We start from the raw sequence: 17,305 nt of genomic DNA, 5'->3' as shown, positions 1-17,305 counted from the left end.
AAGACAGATTTTTTAACCAGCTGAAAGATATACAGTATCTAAGGCTCCTTCAATGAGATCGCGATTGGATCCTTAATAACTGGCTACTTCAATTGCGGAAACAAAAAACATAGCTCCCAAAAATCGACAAGTTAGAAAACGCATGTTTAAAGAAAGCGCATCATCTCGTCCAATTGTCGAGGTGATTCATACTTTGTTTCGAGAGGCTTAGCCCAAGTGGCGATTACGCAAAAGAAAGCGATGACCGGGGCGATATGGACAATCGCCTCTTTTGGTGGAACGACCGGAATACGCTTTATCTCCAATGTGGTGCTGTCAAGGCTCATCACGCCGGAAATCTTCGGCATTGCTATGGTGCTTTCAACTTTCAGATCAGGCATCGAACTTTTGACCGATGTGGGCCTTGCGCAGAATGTTGTCCGTAGCCGGAACGCTGACGATCGGTCTTTCCAAAACGCCGCTTGGACCTTGCAGTTTGTGCGGTCTCTCTTTTTGTGCGCGATCCTTTGTGTCGCAGCTTATCCATTGGCCAATTTGTATGAGATTCAGGCGACTGCAATTCAACTGAGCGCGGTTACGATCATCATTCTTGGTCTGACGTCGACGTCTATCTTCTATCTGCAGCGGAACCTTCAGTTTGCGCGCATGAACCTTTTCGAGCTTTCGTGCGATTTCGTGACTGCAATGCTAATCATCTTCTTTGCCTATATGAGCCCAACAATATGGTCGATCCTGATTTCTGGACTGTTTGCCGCATTCTTCCGGGTCGGGCTCAGCTATCTCCTTCCTAGGGCGCGGAACTGGTTAGAATGGAACCGGGGTTATGTCCGTGAGATCTTTTCGTTCGGGAAATGGATGTTCCTGTCGTCCTTATTGTCGTTTCTTTGTATGAATTTCGATAAATTATACTTGGCCAAGACCATTCCCCTGGCAACCGTAGGCGTTTACGCCATCGCTCGAACGATCGCGGATCTACCTGCGTTTTTGGCCGGGCGACTGGGATATTCGCTTATTTTTCCGATGGTATCCGCCAAACATGCGGCGACGCGTTCCGAGATACGTACAGACCTTCTTGCGCTCAGAACAAAGCTTCTAACGCTGGCGGCCTTCGGCGTTGCTTTCGGTATTGCTTTTTCAGATGTTGCCGTATGGATCATTTACGACCCGCGTTATGCAGATGCAGGCTGGATCCTCTCCATGCTTCTCGTCGGCACATGGGGCGCAATTATATCCAGGTTTTCAGAATATACCCTTCTTGGGCTGAGCAAACCTGTTTACGGCGTGGTGGCAAACTCTTTCAAGCTGGTTGGTATCCTCCTTTTACTTCCGTTGGGTTACCAATGGCTGGGGCTTCCCGGTGCATTGATAGGTTTAGCTGCTGGCGAAGTCATTCGTTATCTGCCGCTTGCGGTTGGAGCTGTTCGGGAGAAGACATCCTTCCTTTGGCATGACTTGTTAATGACGTTGATTGTCATAGCGGCAACAGCGGGTTTGATGTGGGGACGCGCAGCAGCAGGCTATGGAACATCGCTAGAGGCTGTTTTCCCGCTCCTTTCAACTGGTGCGGTGTGATGATAATGGATCTATGTGGATGACGATCGGAATCGTGATCATAGGCCGGAACGAAGGTGAGCGGTTTCAGACCTGCATACGATCTGTTCAAGGGCGGTCTGACCGGATCGTGTATGTCGATTCCGGATCAACGGACGATAGCGTCCAATGGGCCGAGGATGCCGGTTTTCAAGTTGAAATCTTACCGTCGGATCGCCCCTTCACCGCAGCCCGGGCCCGAAACGCTGGTTATCGCAGGCTTCTTCGAGACTATCCAAGTACCGATTTCATTCAGTTCATTGACGGAGACTGTCAATTGGATGCAGGTTGGCTAAAGGCCGCTCAGGAGTTTTTGGAGACGAACCCTGATGTCGCGGTTGTGTTTGGCCGGCGGCGGGAACGGTTTCCCGAAGCTTCTATTTACAACACCATGTGCGATATTGAGTGGAATACTCCGATCGGCGAGCGGCAGGAATGCGGGGGAGACTGCTTGGTCCGCGGATCAGCGTTCAATGATGTCGGTGGATACCATGATGACCTGATCGCTGGTGAAGAACCGGAGATGTGCTTGCGACTGCGGGAGAAGGGCTGGAGAATCTGGCGGCTTGACGCAGAGATGACCCTCCACGATGCCAATATGCACCGGATAACCCAATGGTGGAAACGTTCGGTCCGGGCTGGGCACGCATTCGCGGAAGTTTCCTGGCGGCACCGAAATTCACCAAAGAAAATCTGGCAAACAAATGTCGTTCGGGCCGTTTTCTGGGGCGGTGTTCTTCCTGTGATCGCTGGTCTTGGCGGCTTTCTCTTTCCAGAAACTTGGCTGTTGTTGCTGGCATATCCAGCACAAATTGCCAGATTAGCAATTCGCTCCTCTAAGAACGGTCAACCTGCTTTGATCGGTTTTTACGACGTTTTAGGGAAGTTTGCAGAAGCAAGGGGCGTGTTGATGTTTCATTTGAATAGGCATCTCGCCCGCAGGGCAACACTTATTGAATATAAATAGATTTGCGCTTTGGATAGCGTGTTATTCATTATCAATAGCATAAGAAAATACTAAGGACATATTTTCCGTTTACCTAGTGTCCTAGCGCGTCGTTTTAGGGAGAAGCCTGGTACAAGACTGATGTATTTATGCACATGAGGCCGTTAAGCATGCAGTTTATGAAGTTTAGTGTTGTCCAGCCTTTGAAAACGGTGTTTTCGAAACGAATGCGGAAATACCGAATGAACACCTTCATTTGCCGTATGGGAATTTGTGGTGGAGAGCGCATACTGGATCTTGGAGGCGCACCACAGTTCTGGGACGATTGCCCTGTACCGTTGAATATTACCATCATGAATCTTCCGGGGTATAATTCTTTAATCCCTCCCGTATCTCGGCATACCATTACCATCCTTGAGGGAGATGCTTGTCATGTGAAATTACCTGCAGACAATAGCTTCGACATTGTCTTTTCTAACAGTGTGATAGAGCATGTCGGGGACAGATTGAAGCGTGCAGACATGGCGAAAGAAGTCCGACGTCTAGCGCCTCTGTATTGGGTACAGACGCCATCGATCTGGTTTCCCGTAGAAGCTCATTGTTACATGCTTTTTTGGTGGTTTTATCCTGAGTTTGTACGACGTTTCTTTTTGAGGCGGTGGCACAATCGCCTTCCTGCCTGGACTGAAATGATGATGGAAACAACCGTAGTCTTAAAAAACGAGCTGGAATCACTCTTTCCAGATGCAGAGATTTGGACAGAACGAAAGTTCGGTTTCACCAAGAGCTATGTTTTTTACCGTCGCAAAGCTGCTTCTGAGTTGTGCAAACAAGAGGTGTTGACTGTACTAAACGAGGGCAAGGTCACAAATAAAGCATGAGACAACTGGGGCTCAATTCAAAAAGACAGCTTAGTGAATGGTGATGTGCCGTTTCAAATTACTGCGGGAGCTGTTCTTGAGCTTGATACTCTTAATTCACGTTAGTCGTGCGAAGCGAGGGTATTGGTTATGTGATGTCCAATGTTTTTTGCCAGCTTGCTGACATCGTGCATGGCCGTGACGCGCTGATGACCGGCCTCGCCCATGGCCTGGAGTGTTTTGGGATCTTCCGACAGGGCAGAGCGGAATGCGTTCGCCAATGCTTCTTCATCGCCCGGCTCAATCAGCCAGCCGCAAGAGGCATCCACCAGTTCTGGAATGCCTGCAATTGTTGTCGTTATGACTGGGCGGGTCAGGGCCAAAGCCTCCATCAAAACGATCGGAAGACCTTCTGCATAACTCGGGAGAACAAGGGCGCGTGACGACTTTATGAAGTCTTGGACTTCCGAGTTTGAGCCCCACCCATGCATGATGACATGTTGCTCGACGGCATGTTCTTTGATCGCAGCTTCCACATCAGCGCGGCTCTCTCCGTCGCCAACCAGGATGACTTTGATATCGGGAAAGTCCGCTATCAGTGTCGAAACAGCAGCAGGAATATGGACCTGTCCTTTTTCGGGGCATAGCCTTCCAACGCAGACAAAGGTGTTGTTGGTGGAGGTGACGGGGAGCTGTGGACCGTACTCGGCCAATTCTAATCCGCAGCGCGCAATATGAATTTTCTGAACGTCCTCAGTCATTTGGGTGAAACTGGCGAGTAGATTTTTGCAGTAATCCGAAATGGCCAACACGAAGGCTGCATTTTGGATTTTCAGCGCAAAACTCTGTTTCGGCGGATTTTCAAACTCATTCGGGCCATGAGCTGTGAAACTGTAGTTGGGCCCGCCCAGAGAATGCGACAGCATCGCGATAGCGGCGGCGTTGGTTCCAAAATGTGCATGGAGATGCTGAACTCCGGCCCGCCTTGCCTTTTGGCGGAGGCTTGCTGCTTGCATTAAGTATGCGACATGCCGGACGAAACCCCCTCCGGCATTCGAGACCAGTTGTTTCCAAACCGGGAGCGCTCGCCAAAAACCAGTGAAGTTCGTGAGAAGCTCGCGTACGGACGCCAGCAGGAGGTCGGTAAGTCTTCCGTCCAGCAAATACTCAGTTCGTGCAGCTTCGCTCTGATCTTTTGGATCTACAAGGTCCTCCGCAAATTTTCGGCAGGCAAACCTTGTGACTTTGAACCCCAAATCCTCAAGAGCGTGGATCTCCCGCCGAATGAAAGTCGCGCTGGGGACAGGATACGTGTTCAGAACGTAACCGATTGCAATGCTGTTCGGCTTATTGGAGCACGAGGTTTGTGATGTCACTTAGCGGCACCGGATAGAAATACCCTTTGCTTTCGCAAAAAATTTGCCACTGGCGAAAACAGAAAAATCAACGGGTTCTCTTTGGCATTTATCAGAACGGAGCCGATAATTTTCTTATGAATGGCCGGGTTCAAGTCGAGTGCGGTTGCCAGGTCAGATTGTGATGTCTTCGCCCATTCAGCGACGAAAACGATAGAATCAAGATACTTGGACGCCGCGCCAACATCTGCTGAAGCAAACAACGGCGGCAAATTGAAAATCACCAAATCATATTGGCGGAATGAGGGTTTCAATTCCCGCAATCTATCGGACCAGATCTGTTGTCCGGCCTGTTGAGGGTTTTTGACAGTGCCAACGGAAAGGATCGAAAGACCGGTATCCGTTTCCTTTTTGACGTTCTCTTCGGATAATGAGCCATTGCCCACAAGCATATCGATCAAACCTCGCCCACTCTCCGAAATACTGTTTTCGGACGAAGTACCACTTCCGTACGGGTCTGCGTCAACCAATAGGACTTTGTGATCAGGCGCTGAAATAAGACGCGCTAGTTGCTCGGAGACCACAGTACTGCTGTTTTCCTTTTGCAGTGACGTAATTCCGACATAGCGCATACGGTTGCCGGTTTCCGAAGCTGAACTTTGTATCAGCGACGCAACATTGAACAGAGCCGAGTTATCAAACTCACCCTTGGCGTGAAACGCCGGGGGGGCATTATCTGCGGCCAGAGCGCCAGTCTTCTTTTTTGTCTGAGGATTTGACTTGTCCACTCCAAGGCAGGGCTGTCCGATGATCCCGGCGAGCTGCTCTGGGTTTCGGATACGCTTGTCAAAGAAAGACAACATAAGGGCGGAAAACAGGCCTATGAAACCACCGATTATACCCGCGACAGCTATGATATGCAGACCTCGTGTGTTGCTCTTGTGGATTGGCGGGTAGGCCGCTGATACAACCGTTGCCCTTGGTCCGACAGAACGAAGTTGCTCCTGAAGCCAGCCGCTTGCCGCTTCCGCGGTTTCCAGTCGGTCCTGTTCCAGTTTGGCCAGATACGCATCGACAACTGCATTCACTGTATTTGCTGACGTTTGCGGATCGTCGGAGCGGAAGCCTATATTAATGAGATTGCTTTGCCCTATACGGGAAACAATCAACCCTCGACGGAAAGCTTCCAATTCCTTGATAGCTGAAACAGTTTTTGCGCCGTCAAATTCATTTTCTGAGGGTGTGCCTTCCAAAGCATCAATCGCTGCTGTGATGATTGAGGTTGACCCGATAATCTGTTGCTGCGTGTCAAGAAACGTCGGCAAGGCTTGAACTTCGGGCAGAAACACACCTGAGCCTCCACCTGGCAAAAGGCGCAAGTTTACAACATCCAGTGTTGCGGATGCCTGAAACGTAGCAGGTCTAACAAGCACATAAGCGACTGCCAATACACAAAAAATCGCCGGTATGAGAATGACCACCCACGAACGCTCGATCAGAGCGCGTGCCATCCACTGCCAGTCATAAGTAGAGCCGTTTGATACGGGCAGCGATCTTGCAGCTGTTTTTGGAAGAGAAGGAACGTCCAATTTATCTTATTCTCCAAGTCGAAGACTGCCGGATGAAACTCTCTGAGGAATTGCTCCGGACAAGTCGTCGTCTCCAAAGCGTGCGACCTTCACGATATCGCCGGGGTCAACACTTGTCGTTTCCTCGGCGTTCAGCGTTTGAACCTCACCGCTGACCGTACGAATGATCGTAAACTTAAGACTCTGTGGCAGGCTAATCTGATTATCGAGCTGCTGCCGGTCTGTGAAACCGCTTGCGGAATTGACAAGGCTCTCCTGCGTCTTGACTCGTTCTAGATTGGCCCGCAACTCAGACCTTATCCTCACAAGTTGCGTTTCCGCGTCGCCGAGGTAGTTCGCTTCATGATCTCGAAGCTCAATACGCGCCGTCTCAAGCTCCTGTTTTGCGCGCAAGAGTCCAATCTCAAGCCGCTTTTTCTCCAACTGTCCATCAGCGATTTCGCGGTTGAGCGGTAGCAGACGAGGCGAACCGTAGCCCTCTTTGATCAAGTTCTGAATCTTCTCCAACTCCGTTTGGAATGAATCCAGTTTGAGTTTGGCGTCTTCTAACTGCTGGTTTAGCAGAGTGATTTGACCCTCAAATAACGTAATCGCCGTTGTCAGTGATTTCTTCTCATTATTAAACCGTTGAAGCGAAGCTCTAAACAGCAGAGCTTGCTCCGCGAGCGCCCGAGCAAGATTTGGGGCGGCATTCTCTGGAAACGACGGAAACTGTGTTTCCCCTTTTGCTTGAGCTTGATAACGGATTTTTTCCGCTTCCAGATCGGCGGCTTGGCTTCTAAGTGTTCTGAGTTCACCCAAGGTGTTGATAGCGGAGCTTTCAAGGCCCCATTCCGACTGGCTAGGCGGACGATAGACACCTCCGGCAATACTCAATGCATTGAGCACCAGCATTCCAGGCCGATATGCGTATTCTCCGGGCGATGTAACTGCTCCTAGAATGTAAAACGGCCGGTAGGCTGAGATGTCGACGGCTACATTTGGAAGCGTTCGAAGTTTGGCTTGCTCTTGGAGTCGTTCAGCGATCTCCATGGCCAGCTCTCTGGGAGCAAGACCTGCTGCGTTTACCTCGCCCACAATAGGCAGCACCACACTGCCAGAAGCGCCAACTTCAAATTCATCGGTAAGGGCAGGCCACTCTGCCACATAGATACGCAGACGGTCCTGAATACCGAGACTGTATTCATTAGCTGCAGTCGGGTTCGAACCGCCTAAACTGAGCACCGGCAGCGCGAAAACCAGCAATAGAAAAATGCCGACTGTCTCTGTTGAAAATCGTCTCGTATTTGTGTTCGGAATAAACCGCAATTCCCGCTCCACCACATATACTTTAGGTATGATCGTAGCACTGTGAGTGTCGGATTTAGTTCAAAATTGTAAAAACGAGCCGAATGAAATCTAACCATTGAAATTTGTAACAGTATATCGATCCTTATGGTTACGGAAACCTATACGCTCGTACGCGTGATTCCGAGCCACCAAGAGTAAACCTGTTCATTTGCTCAATTCCCCGGCATTGAACGTGGGCACACCGTTGGTGTTGATGCTGGCGGTCACTTGTTGGATGGATTGCTCAGCAGCATAGCTCCGACTTGCAATTCCAAACGTCATGCCAACTACGATAGCAAATACGATTTGCACCTGTTTGATCAGGAAAATCCATTCAAATAGGGAGTGGAGGTATACAATGAGCAATGCCATGCCAAAGCCTAAAAGCAACCCACCATCGGGCGTCGGGCGGCGGCGCCATCCAACAAAAAATGCAGTGATTAAAGGCACTGCGAGCATAACGTAATATGAAAGCAGACCCGCGCGCCCGGTTTCAACACCGATCAGCCGGTAGGCGTCATGAACGATATTGTTAATATTGCCTTCGTTTTGGTGAACGCCTGCGAGCTGCGAATAATTGTATCGCTTGAGTGTATAGGTGTAGTGACTAAAACCGACCCCTGCCGGAAAGTCGTCTCTTATTAAGTCTGCGGCCCTGTTGAACGCTTCGCGCTCGTCGTAAACATCTTCTCTGAGTGTAGAGCGTTCAAATCTCTTTTCAAAAACAATATAGGTCGCGGGCGCAAGTGCCAGAGCCACGAGTCCGGCCAGGGCGACGGCTGCCATGATACGGTTGGTTAGACCAGTCAGTGAGGCGATCACAAAGGTGAGGCCAATACCAATCACCGTAAAACCAACTGCCCCGCGAGAAGCAGTTAACAGGATGCAGCACAAGACGGAAAGAATTACTAGGCCATTCCAGAACGTTCCTCGGCTTTGGGTAAGGAGCATAAACAGATAAGGATAAAGCACGAAGTGGGCGATCATCCCAAGTGTATTTTGATGCAGGAAAAGGCCTGGGGCTTGAGTATATCCTAAACCAAAACGCTGCCACAGGGATGCAACCAATTGGGCCATAATGCCAAACGCCATGCCGCGCAAGAGCAGGTAAGGCACTTCTTCAAAAGCGCAGGCTCGGGCAACTATTGCGGCAATAAAGGACACCTTCGCAAATTGCCACACCCCGAACGACGCAACCATTGGATTTGCGGCGTTTGGCACTGGTACCGCTGCGATGGCAGTGAAAATAACAAATGGAAGGAAAAACAGCCAAGAGGTCCTGTGCCGCGGGAGGACGAAGAACGCAACAACGGCTAGGTAATCTACGACGGATATTTCGATGCCATAGACAAAACCAACCCAACCATCGGGTGCATTGATCACACCGATATCAAGGAGCGGGACGATGGTCATAAAAAACGCTGCTGCGCCAAAAGAAATCCAGAAAACGCGCGAAAGGACTTCATAGCGCTTTACAAGCAGCACGAGCGGTAGTGTGCAGCACAAAACGATGAGAACGAACGCAATCTTCACAATTCGCACCGACCTTAATTCAGGCTTTTTTTGTCATTTAGGCCGATCTTAGCCTGAACCTAGTTTCAAATAACGAGATTCCGTTAATGGATGATGTGCGCTCTGCTTTCTGTATGAGATTATGGCTGGGGATTGTCTGGTCTTTGCTGGTTGTGGACGCTGGTTCCGCGAAAGACTTACGCATCTGGGAAATCACAATTGCAACGCCCGACATGATCAGTGTCGAGATTAGAGACCCCAACTTCGGCCGCGGAGAGATTATTAAGCTTGAAGATCCGCTCAATGAACCAGTGGGTGAGTGGATTGAATATGGTGACACATGGGGGATGGTTGTTGGCCCTGAGAGGAGTAATCTCAGGCTGGCAGATACGCCTCCGGCTGAGTTGCTTGACAGAGCGGTTATCGATCAGGCTGACGAATATCAATTCAACGGCCAGCCTGCCATCACGTCTGTCTACAGGAAATCGCTGCCCTACGATTCCGGCTTCTATCGGTCATCATCCGGTCGCAGCCAGACGGCAGCGGCGATGAAACACCAGGTGTTTCTGAAGTTAAACCGTTCTTTGGAGCCCGGGACACACACCCTCAGCTGGCCCGGTGACCTATTTCCCGAGACCACCTTTACCTATGACCCATCCAAAACACGCGCACTAGGCATCCGGTCCACACAGGCCGGACACGCCGCCGAGGATCATTCAAAAAAAGCATTTCTCGCAGTGTGGGTTCCAGGAGGTCCAAATGCCGGCGCGGTTGATTTCGGCAGTTACGGCCTGGACCGGTTCTCAATTCTGGATGATGCGGATTCCGTTGTGTATTCCGCCGAAATAAAACTCAAGTCGTTGCCGGACGCGGAAGAACCATGGAATGGACTGGGGTCACCGCTGATCGATTACGCGGCCCTCGGAGAGCCACCGGTGCCCGTAACCGGGATCGAGACATCCGGGGCCGCGTCAATCACTATACCAGGACATGATTTTCAAACTGGCGAGCGTATTGTGCTTCAGAGGCTGTCCGGCGCCGAAGATGCTGCCGCAGTGTTCGCCACAGTCGGTGCTGTTTCTTTAGAGACGATCGAAATTCTCGACAGTCAGTTGCCGCTGCCAGCCACAGTGGCTCCAGGAGCCACCGCACGTCGAGCTTATTCGGCTAGCCGGGCCGGTACCTACGTTTTTGAGATGGATTACAGCGATTGGTTGCCAACTCAGAACGGGAACTACCGAATTCGTGTGGACGGACTCGGCGTGTCCGATGTGTTTCAGGTGTCTTCGGATCATTGGAAAGAGATTGGGAAGACTGCGGTTGGAGGGCTCTACAATCATCGCAGCGGGATCGCGCTGGATGGGCGGTTTGGATTTGAACGACCGGCCGCCTTCGTTCCAGGTCTTAATGTGGAAATCGCCGAAAGCGTCTTGCCCCTGTCGTTCTCAAGCCATGGCAAATTGGGGCTTGTGCCGTTTGAGGATGCGGTCAATAGCACCTGGCGCAATGGAAAACCGGCCGGGGCCGGCTATTGGGGAGGCTACATGGATGCTGGTGATTGGGATCGCCATATCGTGCATCTTCGTGTGTCCCGCCTGTTTCTCGATCTTCTTGATTATCTGCCAGCGGACCGTTTGAGTACGTCCTATGGCATTCCGAAATCCTCAGAGCTTCTGGATCCAGAGCTTTATACCGGCACTGCCGATCTGCCGGATCTCCTCCATGAAGCCATCTGGACAATCGACTTTTTCCGCAGGCTGCAAGGCCCTGACGGAACTATTCGGGGCGGAATTGAAAGCGCTGGGCATCCTGTGCTGGGCACCGCAAGTTTTCTGGAAACGCTTCCTGTTTTTACATATGCACCCGATATCAGTAGCAGCTACACTTATGCCGCAATCGCAGGGAGCCTTGCACGGCATTTAGAAATACACGGCAAATCTGATCTCGCGGCTGTCTATCTGGACAGTGCCTTCAGGGCCTGGGACGCCGCTGAGGTTGGGCTTTCCGACATGGATACCTTCTACGCTGATGCGATTGCAGGTTTGGTTGCTGGAGCCTATTCAAACTCTGACGGCTGGCCGGAAATACGTTCGAAGTTGGAGGAGGAAGCTGAAACGCGACGCGTTGTTGCAGCCAGTTCCCTCTATCGCACAACCGGAGAACAGAGATTTCGAACAGCCGCAGAAGAACAGCTCAGGGGAAATTGGGACTTGTATCAGGAAAAGAGCGATGCCGCCTGGGATTACATCAACAGTTCGAAAACGGACTCAGGCATTCGCAAATCTCTGGAAAGTCTCTTCAAATCAGAAACTGCGCTTCTACTGGAGGCCCAGGAAACGAACACCTATCCCAGTATGAAGCATCCCTACGCTCCTGCGGGCTGGGGACAAGGCGGCCCGCCAAATTCTGGCATGGCGCAGTTGGCTATGCGCACGCACTTGTTGACAGGTGACAACGCCATAATTGGGCTTGTGCTCGATACCCTGAATGGTCTGCTGGGTGCCAACCAGACTGGGATGAGCCTTATGACTGGGGTGGGAGCGCGGCAAATATTGCATCCGCTTCACGAAGACCATCGCGCGATGGGCGTTCACGCTCCACCGGGGATCACAATCTACGGCTGGGCCCCGGCGAACGCTTTTGCTTATGGGTGGATCTTTGGGCCGTCGTGGTCTCCGCTTGCCGAAGTTGGGTTGAAGTCACAGAGTCAAAACACCAAGGTCGAGCCATCGCGGTTTGCAATCCCGTATTTCGAGAATCTGATCGAGTTCCCAGGGGTGATCATTCAACAGGAATACACCGTGCACCAGACGATCGGACCGGTCGCTGCACTGGCCATCTATCTCGATGGGCAAATCGATGCAGATTAGGCAAATCAATCCCATCAAAGGCAAGACAGGTTGACCGGCAGCGCTTATGACAGTGCAGATGCCTTGTGGTGACTTCCAGTTGCTGGGGTTGATAACTTGTCATCCGTGAATCTTGCAGGAGCCTGCCGAATGCTGGCAACCGATACAATAGCTCTATTGGAAGCCGCCACCTACACCGGGCTTTTGGTTTGGGTGTCGATCACCCTTGTCTTGACAGCTGTCTACTGTATCGAAGTTCTTGCAGCCGTTTTTTTGCCAAAACGGCAAATTCAGTGTTCTGAAGCGCGCGTCCCGATGGTCGTCCTCATTCCGGCGCATAATGAGGAAGCCGGTTTGGCGGACACCTTGAAAGCAAGCCAGAAGGGACTGTATCCGGGTGATAGGATCCTGGTTGTTGCTGACAACTGCTCCGATGATACCGCGGCGGTCGCGTTCCGAAACGGGGCAGAAGTGATCGAACGAACTGATCCGGATCGCCGCGGAAAGGGGTACGCCTTAGATTTTGGCGTTCGGCATCTTGAAACAAATCCACCGAACTGTGTGGTGATTTTGGATGCTGATTGTGTACCGGAAGCCTCAGCGTTAGACCGGATCCGTCGGGTGGCGCTTCATCGTGACCGCCCTGCCCAGGCTCGTTACTTGATGACAGAGTCTCAAGACAATATTGCCCAGAAAGTTTCCGTCTTTATGTTTCGTCTCAAAAACTGGATCCGTCCCCTCGGGGGTTTCAACTTGGGCGGTCCATCTCTGCTCACCGGTAGCGGGATGGCGTTCCCTTGGAACGTTCTGGCTAGGGCAAATCTGGCGCATGGGCATCTGGTGGAAGACATGAAACTGGGGTTTGATCTCGCTTCCGCCGGCAAGTCTCCCATTTTCTGTAATGAGGCGATCATCCTGAGCCCTTTGCCTCAATCTTTGGATGGCGCCACGACGCAGCGGTCAAGATGGGTTCGGGGGCATCTTTCGCTAATGAGAACGGCCCTGAAACGTCTGCCTAGGCTCATTGCCATGCGCAAGTTTTCTGCGGTTGCCTTAGCCTTGAGTATCTTGGTTCCACCTTTGACGATCCTAGTATTTTTGCAAGGTGTTGCGGTGGTGAGTGCGTTGATCGTCACTGCCTTGCTGAAACTGCCCTTTTTTCCGCTTGGATTGGCTCTTGGCGCGATGGTCGCTTTTTTGATCACGACATTGGCAGCTTGGTGGAAGTATGGTCGAGATCTCATCCCCGTACGGGATTTATTGGGGCTTGTGGCCCATTTGCTGGTCCGGTTCGCGAAGTACCCAATGGCTGTTTTCAAGCCAAAACGAAGTGGTTGGGCGCGCACCGAGCGGGATACGGACCGTTCACACAAATAGGACCTTCCCCCGCAAAGTAACGAGAAAAACGCCTACTCTTAAGGACCAGCTGTTGTCTGCCGTTATTCGCTCTAAGCCGGCCCATTGAGTTAGGTAATAGCTGGTGCCTGTTCGGGCGTGAGTTTGGCGCACCCGAGAGGATTCGAACCTCTGACCTCTGCCTTCGGAGGGTGCCAGACAGGACTTCCCGTGTGTTCCCGCTAAACCCATATGAATCATTTTACACATATAAATCAATATCTTAGTGAAAATTCAGCTTTAATTCGTTCCCGTGCTCTGCCTAAAATTCCAACTCAGGTGATTGCTATGTGATTGCTAGCGAGGTTGGAAGTGCAGGTAAAAATCACAAAAAAGTTCGTCGATGGCGTTCAGCCTTTGACCAAAGACACATTTTTCTGGGATGAGACGCTAAAGGGGTTTGGCCTGAAAGTTACGCCTGCCGGGTCGAAGATCTACATCGTTCAATATCGAACCGCAGGCGGACGGCGTGGCAAGTTATGCCGTTTTACGATCGGAAAACACGGATCGCCCTGGGCACCGGACCAAGCGCGCAACGAGGCACAAAAGCTTCTGGGTTTGGTTGCCAGCGGAAATGATCCTGCGGCTGAACGTTCTGCAATGAAGAAATCAATCACCGTGTCGGAGCTATGTGATCAGTACCTTCTCGATGGCGTTGGTACCAAGAAGCAATCGACGATTGATACCGACCGAGGACGTATCAATCGTCACATTGTGCCGTTACTTGGCAAGATGCGGGTCAAGGATTTGTCCGCTGCTCACGTAACCAAGTTTCTGAAGGACGTTGCGGACGGTAAAACCGCAAAAATCGAGAAAACCAAAAAACGCGGCAAAGCGGTGGTCAAAGGCGGAAAAGGGACGGCAACGCGAACCGTCGGCTTGCTGGGCGGCATCCTTACATACGCAAAGAAAGCTGGCATTATCGACCAGAACCCGGTGACTGGCGTTAAGCGTTACTCAGACCAAAAATGCAATCGGTTCCTCTCGAAAACTGAGATGAGTAAGCTTGGCGAGATTTTGAGAACGCTGGAAGACCAAGAGGTCAATCCCGCCGCGATTACGATCATAAGGCTTCTATCAGTCACCGGCGCACGGCTTGGCGAAATCCAGAACCTGAAGTGGAGCGAGTTTGACCAGAAGGCACGCCTGCTGAGATTGATGGACTCTAAAACCGGGCAAAAGACCCTGCCGCTGAACCGGGCTGCATTTGATCTTTTAAACGATTGGGTGAGACGTCATAGCGATCCGAATAGCACATACATGTTTGCCAGTGACCGAACGGAAGGGTCTTATTCGGGGACTATGAAAGTCTGGAAAAAGGTAAGGAAGATGCTCGGCGACGAGAAGCTGCGGCTTCATGATTTGAGGCACTCCTTCGCAAGTTTTGCAATCGAGGCAGGTGCGTCTATTCATGTTGTTAAGGAACTACTAGGGCATAAGGACATTGCCACCACCCAGAGGTATACGCATCTGGAAGAAAGCCCAATAAGGGAAGCTTCAGATCGGATTGGCGAAGTTGTTTTTAGCGCTTTTGAGCTTCAAGTCTCGCGACGTCGGAATAACGCGTAGGTTAATCATTCAGCTTTGACTTAATGTACCGCCGCTTTGTGTCCCCAGGGCGGACAATCAGCGGCTCTCCGACTTGTCTTTAAAGCAGCCATTCGTTCCGCAGCGAACGAAAACCAAAAAAGGACGGCAGCGGACTTTTGCTGCGATCCGACCCAACGGGTGCTCAGCGGAGGTTACTGACGTTCGCACAAAGCACAACTAGTTCCCGCTGACCACGTATAATAACAGTACCGCTTACGGCCGGAGCCGAAACTGGAGACATTCGCTTGAAGGCCGCTACGAGTGTATCGTGCAAAGATGCAGTATGGGATGATCGTTATCCAAGCTTTCCGCTGACCGTCCGCTCGCTCATTTCAAGCCATAGTCCCAAAAGGACACGTTGAAGATTATGTCCCTCTTTTCGCAAAGCTTGGCACGCGCCGGTTGCGAGACGAAGTACAAATATTTCGAGACGAGATTGGGAACGAAGCCTTTCGCAAGGTTATGCGGCTCTAGTGAGCAAAGAGGTTTAGGTTCAAAGAGGTTCGCGGGCGACGCTTCGGCAGAGAAGCTGAGAGCCATTCCGTGAGACGGATAGAGGTGGGTATGAAAGGCCTCAAACATGCCGCCTGGATTGACTACGTTAGTAGCGGCAATAGAGAACCAGTTGCGAATGGCGGTCCTACATGCCTCCTCGATCACCTCTTCATCGCCATGGAACAAAGATCCGCCATAATACAGAATAAGTTCAACGCCTTGAGTCCAAAGCTCTTGTCTCGCTGCGATCAGAGTTCTCCGCTCGAAGGCCTCCACCTTCCTCCGGTGCTTCTTGCTGTCCAGCATTGCGTCATCTATCGCGAGAAGCTCGTCAGCGTCGGCTTGTTCCTCGAATAGGATCTCGAAGGGGTTGGTTACTCGGGCCTTCATATTCGCGCGGGCTGCGCGAATGGAGCGAAGTACATCGCTTTTCGATCCTCCCAGCTTGTCTGAAAGCGTGACTCGGAACGTTGACTTCAAGCGGTGAGAGGAGGGCAGTGCGGGTTCCGTGGCCGGTATCGTCACGCTGCCGATCATCGTGCCGGTGAATTGGGCGCTGTTGGATCCCACATATTGCTGTCGCACGCGATCGTAGATGGCCTCGACGAGGAGGAGGTAATGGTCATGGCTGATGACCGGGTCCACCTCACCGCGTGCGCCTTGCCGAACTTCAAACCAACTCGCAAACTGGCTCGCCAGCGGAGTCCAGTCAGCCGCTTCGGAAGCAAAAATGCCAATTTCTTTCAAGCCGCGTCTGAGTTCGGAGATGTCCGAATGCTTTTCCAGATCGGCGGTGGCAACGGCGAAATTTCGGATCAGCTCCTTCGGGACCGGATCATCATGAGCAGCAGGAGCCATGCCACCTCGACCGTTGGGCGTGACCGACAGTGCTTCGGCACGTTTCTTCTGAACGAAATTCAGGACCGTCCGATGATGATTCTCCAGAGGAGAGGAAGATTGGCCACCGTTGAGGCTATCAATCTCACATTTCTTGAAGAGATCGTATGCCCTCGCGCCGGTTAGAATGTGGTTCACTCCATCCTTGTGGACAGCTTGATCAACTTCGAATGGGGTGATCGGAACGAGACTTACAATTTGTTTGGATCCGTTCTCCCTGCTCAGCTTACGGAAAAGATTTGTTTCCAGATCTAGCTTCGCATCACGCAACTGGTTGATTTGTGCGATGCGCTCCCCCGGGGACACGGATTCCCAGTCAACCACGACGATAACGTCGAGATCGCCCATGTCCGGTTGAAATCGAACGCCGTCTTCATTGACTGTGCTTCCGAAAAGAAACGCGCCCAGCAGCTTGGGCGAGTCTAACGAAGTGACCCAATCTGAGAGGATGACCTGCAGGTCGTCGATGACGGCGGGGCGTTGGAGCATGGAAAAGACCTCAAAGTATTTTTGCCTTCTAAGCAGAACCCACTTTCACCGGCGCGGCCTGTGTGAACTGCTGCTGGGGCTCCTACCTACTACTCAAAGCTCTGCAAGTATAGGTAGCTGGTTGACGAACTAGGTCCCCTGTCATCGAGGTGGCCCAGGAACTTGGTGGTCGGTGTTTAGGATCAGCTGCATTTAAGGTGAATGCCCAAAATGGCGTGCAAAGAAGTCATAGAGCGCATCTCTCGCGATGCTCTGTTTGGGGCCGGAACTTACCCGCTAGCCGATCAATGAGAATATTGGGTTCTCTGGGCTTGTGTGCTTAGTTGTAACAGGAAAGTACACCCGGAAGTGACGTCACGCGTTCGACTGGATCAATGTAACATCTGGGTTGACATCGACTATTCGTGAC

General features: G+C 51.5%; 12 protein-coding genes and 1 pseudogene. 7 read left to right on the top strand and 6 right to left on the bottom strand.

The features are described from left to right. Positions 1 to 146: 146 nt before the first annotated feature. Entirely contained in the window at positions 147 to 380 is a 234-nt protein-coding gene (locus tag FJ695_RS28210) for a hypothetical protein (protein WP_247653898.1), read from the bottom strand. Between FJ695_RS28210 and FJ695_RS02470 the strand changes: the two genes are divergently transcribed. From FJ695_RS02470 to FJ695_RS02460, 3 genes are all read left to right on the top strand, one after another. Continuing rightward, a complete protein-coding gene (locus FJ695_RS02470; RefSeq protein ID WP_247653838.1) occupies positions 289 to 1,572 on the top strand; it encodes an oligosaccharide flippase family protein in 1,284 nt (427 codons plus the stop codon). The two genes, FJ695_RS28210 and FJ695_RS02470, sit on opposite strands and share 92 nt — an antisense overlap. A gap of 19 nt (positions 1,573 to 1,591) precedes the next feature. Further along, the gene (locus tag FJ695_RS02465) at positions 1,592 to 2,557 is read left to right on the top strand and encodes a glycosyltransferase family 2 protein (protein WP_141183961.1); all 966 of its coding nucleotides are present in this window, start codon (positions 1,592 to 1,594) and stop codon (positions 2,555 to 2,557) included. A gap of 221 nt (positions 2,558 to 2,778) precedes the next feature. Beyond that, positions 2,779 to 3,417, top strand: coding sequence for a methyltransferase domain-containing protein (locus FJ695_RS02460; protein ID WP_168206238.1), 639 nt, complete (start codon positions 2,779 to 2,781; stop codon positions 3,415 to 3,417). Positions 3,418 to 3,518: 101 nt separating this feature from the next. Here the strand turns inward: FJ695_RS02460 and FJ695_RS02455 are convergent, their stop codons facing one another. The 4 genes from FJ695_RS02455 to FJ695_RS02440 form a co-directional block, all read right to left on the bottom strand. Then, on the bottom strand, positions 3,519 to 4,412 hold the full coding sequence (locus FJ695_RS02455) for a glycosyltransferase family 4 protein (RefSeq protein ID WP_209010891.1): 894 nt from the start codon (positions 4,410 to 4,412) through the stop codon (positions 3,519 to 3,521). Between the two features lie 356 nt (positions 4,413 to 4,768). Continuing rightward, positions 4,769 to 6,340: a Wzz/FepE/Etk N-terminal domain-containing protein gene (locus tag FJ695_RS02450; protein WP_141183959.1), complete on the bottom strand. Its 1,572-nt coding sequence runs from the start codon at positions 6,338 to 6,340 to the stop codon at positions 4,769 to 4,771. A 6-nt stretch (positions 6,341 to 6,346) separates the two neighbouring features. Then, complete coding sequence (locus tag FJ695_RS02445) at positions 6,347 to 7,648, bottom strand: polysaccharide biosynthesis/export family protein (RefSeq protein ID WP_168206237.1); 1,302 nt, start codon at positions 7,646 to 7,648, stop codon at positions 6,347 to 6,349. Between the two features lie 186 nt (positions 7,649 to 7,834). After that, positions 7,835 to 9,202 carry an O-antigen ligase gene (locus tag FJ695_RS02440; protein ID WP_141183957.1) on the bottom strand — a complete coding sequence of 456 codons (1,368 nt, stop codon included), beginning with the start codon at positions 9,200 to 9,202 and terminating at the stop codon, positions 7,835 to 7,837. 86 nt (positions 9,203 to 9,288) lie between these two features. On the opposite strand from FJ695_RS02440, the gene FJ695_RS02435 reads away from it, so the two are divergent. The 4 genes and pseudogenes from FJ695_RS02435 to FJ695_RS02425 all read left to right on the top strand — a co-directional run bounded on the left by FJ695_RS02435 (position 9,289) and on the right by FJ695_RS02425 (position 14,994). Next, entirely contained in the window at positions 9,289 to 12,051 is a 2,763-nt protein-coding gene (locus tag FJ695_RS02435) for a glycoside hydrolase family 9 protein (RefSeq protein WP_141183956.1), read from the top strand. 129 nt (positions 12,052 to 12,180) lie between these two features. After that, the gene (locus FJ695_RS02430) at positions 12,181 to 13,407 is read left to right on the top strand and encodes a glycosyltransferase family 2 protein (RefSeq protein ID WP_141183955.1); all 1,227 of its coding nucleotides are present in this window, start codon (positions 12,181 to 12,183) and stop codon (positions 13,405 to 13,407) included. Between the two features lie 330 nt (positions 13,408 to 13,737). Beyond that, positions 13,738 to 14,013 (top strand): annotated as a pseudogene (locus FJ695_RS28440) (Arm DNA-binding domain-containing protein); the annotation flags it as partial. Between the two features lie 12 nt (positions 14,014 to 14,025). Beyond that, positions 14,026 to 14,994: a site-specific integrase gene (locus FJ695_RS02425; RefSeq protein ID WP_305778404.1), complete on the top strand. Its 969-nt coding sequence runs from the start codon at positions 14,026 to 14,028 to the stop codon at positions 14,992 to 14,994. Between the two features lie 348 nt (positions 14,995 to 15,342). Here the strand turns inward: FJ695_RS02425 and FJ695_RS02420 are convergent, their stop codons facing one another. Continuing rightward, positions 15,343 to 16,896, bottom strand: a complete 1,554-nt coding sequence (locus tag FJ695_RS02420; RefSeq protein ID WP_141183953.1) for a hypothetical protein — start codon at positions 16,894 to 16,896, stop codon at positions 15,343 to 15,345. Positions 16,897 to 17,305 lie beyond the last annotated feature (409 nt).

Origin of the sequence: Labrenzia sp. PHM005 (genome assembly GCF_006517275.1) — a bacterium.
In the GTDB taxonomy this organism is placed as follows: domain Bacteria; phylum Pseudomonadota; class Alphaproteobacteria; order Rhizobiales; family Stappiaceae; genus Roseibium.
Note: the sequence above shows the minus strand (reverse complement) of the source record. Positions and strands in the feature narration are given on the sequence as shown.

Bases quoted from the DNA above. Each gene is read 5' to 3' on its own strand.
- FJ695_RS28210 (WP_247653898.1), bottom strand. From the start codon at position 380: ATGCCTGATCTGAAAGTTGAAAGCACCATAGCAATGCCGAAGATTTCC.
- FJ695_RS02465 (WP_141183961.1), top strand. From the start codon at position 1,592: ATGACGATCGGAATCGTGATCATAGGCCGGAACGAAGGTGAGCGGTTT.
- FJ695_RS02460 (WP_168206238.1), top strand. From the start codon at position 2,779: ATGAACACCTTCATTTGCCGTATGGGAATTTGTGGTGGAGAGCGCATA.
- FJ695_RS02455 (WP_209010891.1), bottom strand. From the start codon at position 4,412: ATGCAAGCAGCAAGCCTCCGCCAAAAGGCAAGGCGGGCCGGAGTTCAG.
- FJ695_RS02435 (WP_141183956.1), top strand. From the start codon at position 9,289: ATGGATGATGTGCGCTCTGCTTTCTGTATGAGATTATGGCTGGGGATT.
- FJ695_RS02430 (WP_141183955.1), top strand. From the start codon at position 12,181: ATGCTGGCAACCGATACAATAGCTCTATTGGAAGCCGCCACCTACACC.
- FJ695_RS02425 (WP_305778404.1), top strand. From the start codon at position 14,026: ATGAAGAAATCAATCACCGTGTCGGAGCTATGTGATCAGTACCTTCTC.
- FJ695_RS02420 (WP_141183953.1), bottom strand. From the start codon at position 16,896: ATGCTCCAACGCCCCGCCGTCATCGACGACCTGCAGGTCATCCTCTCA.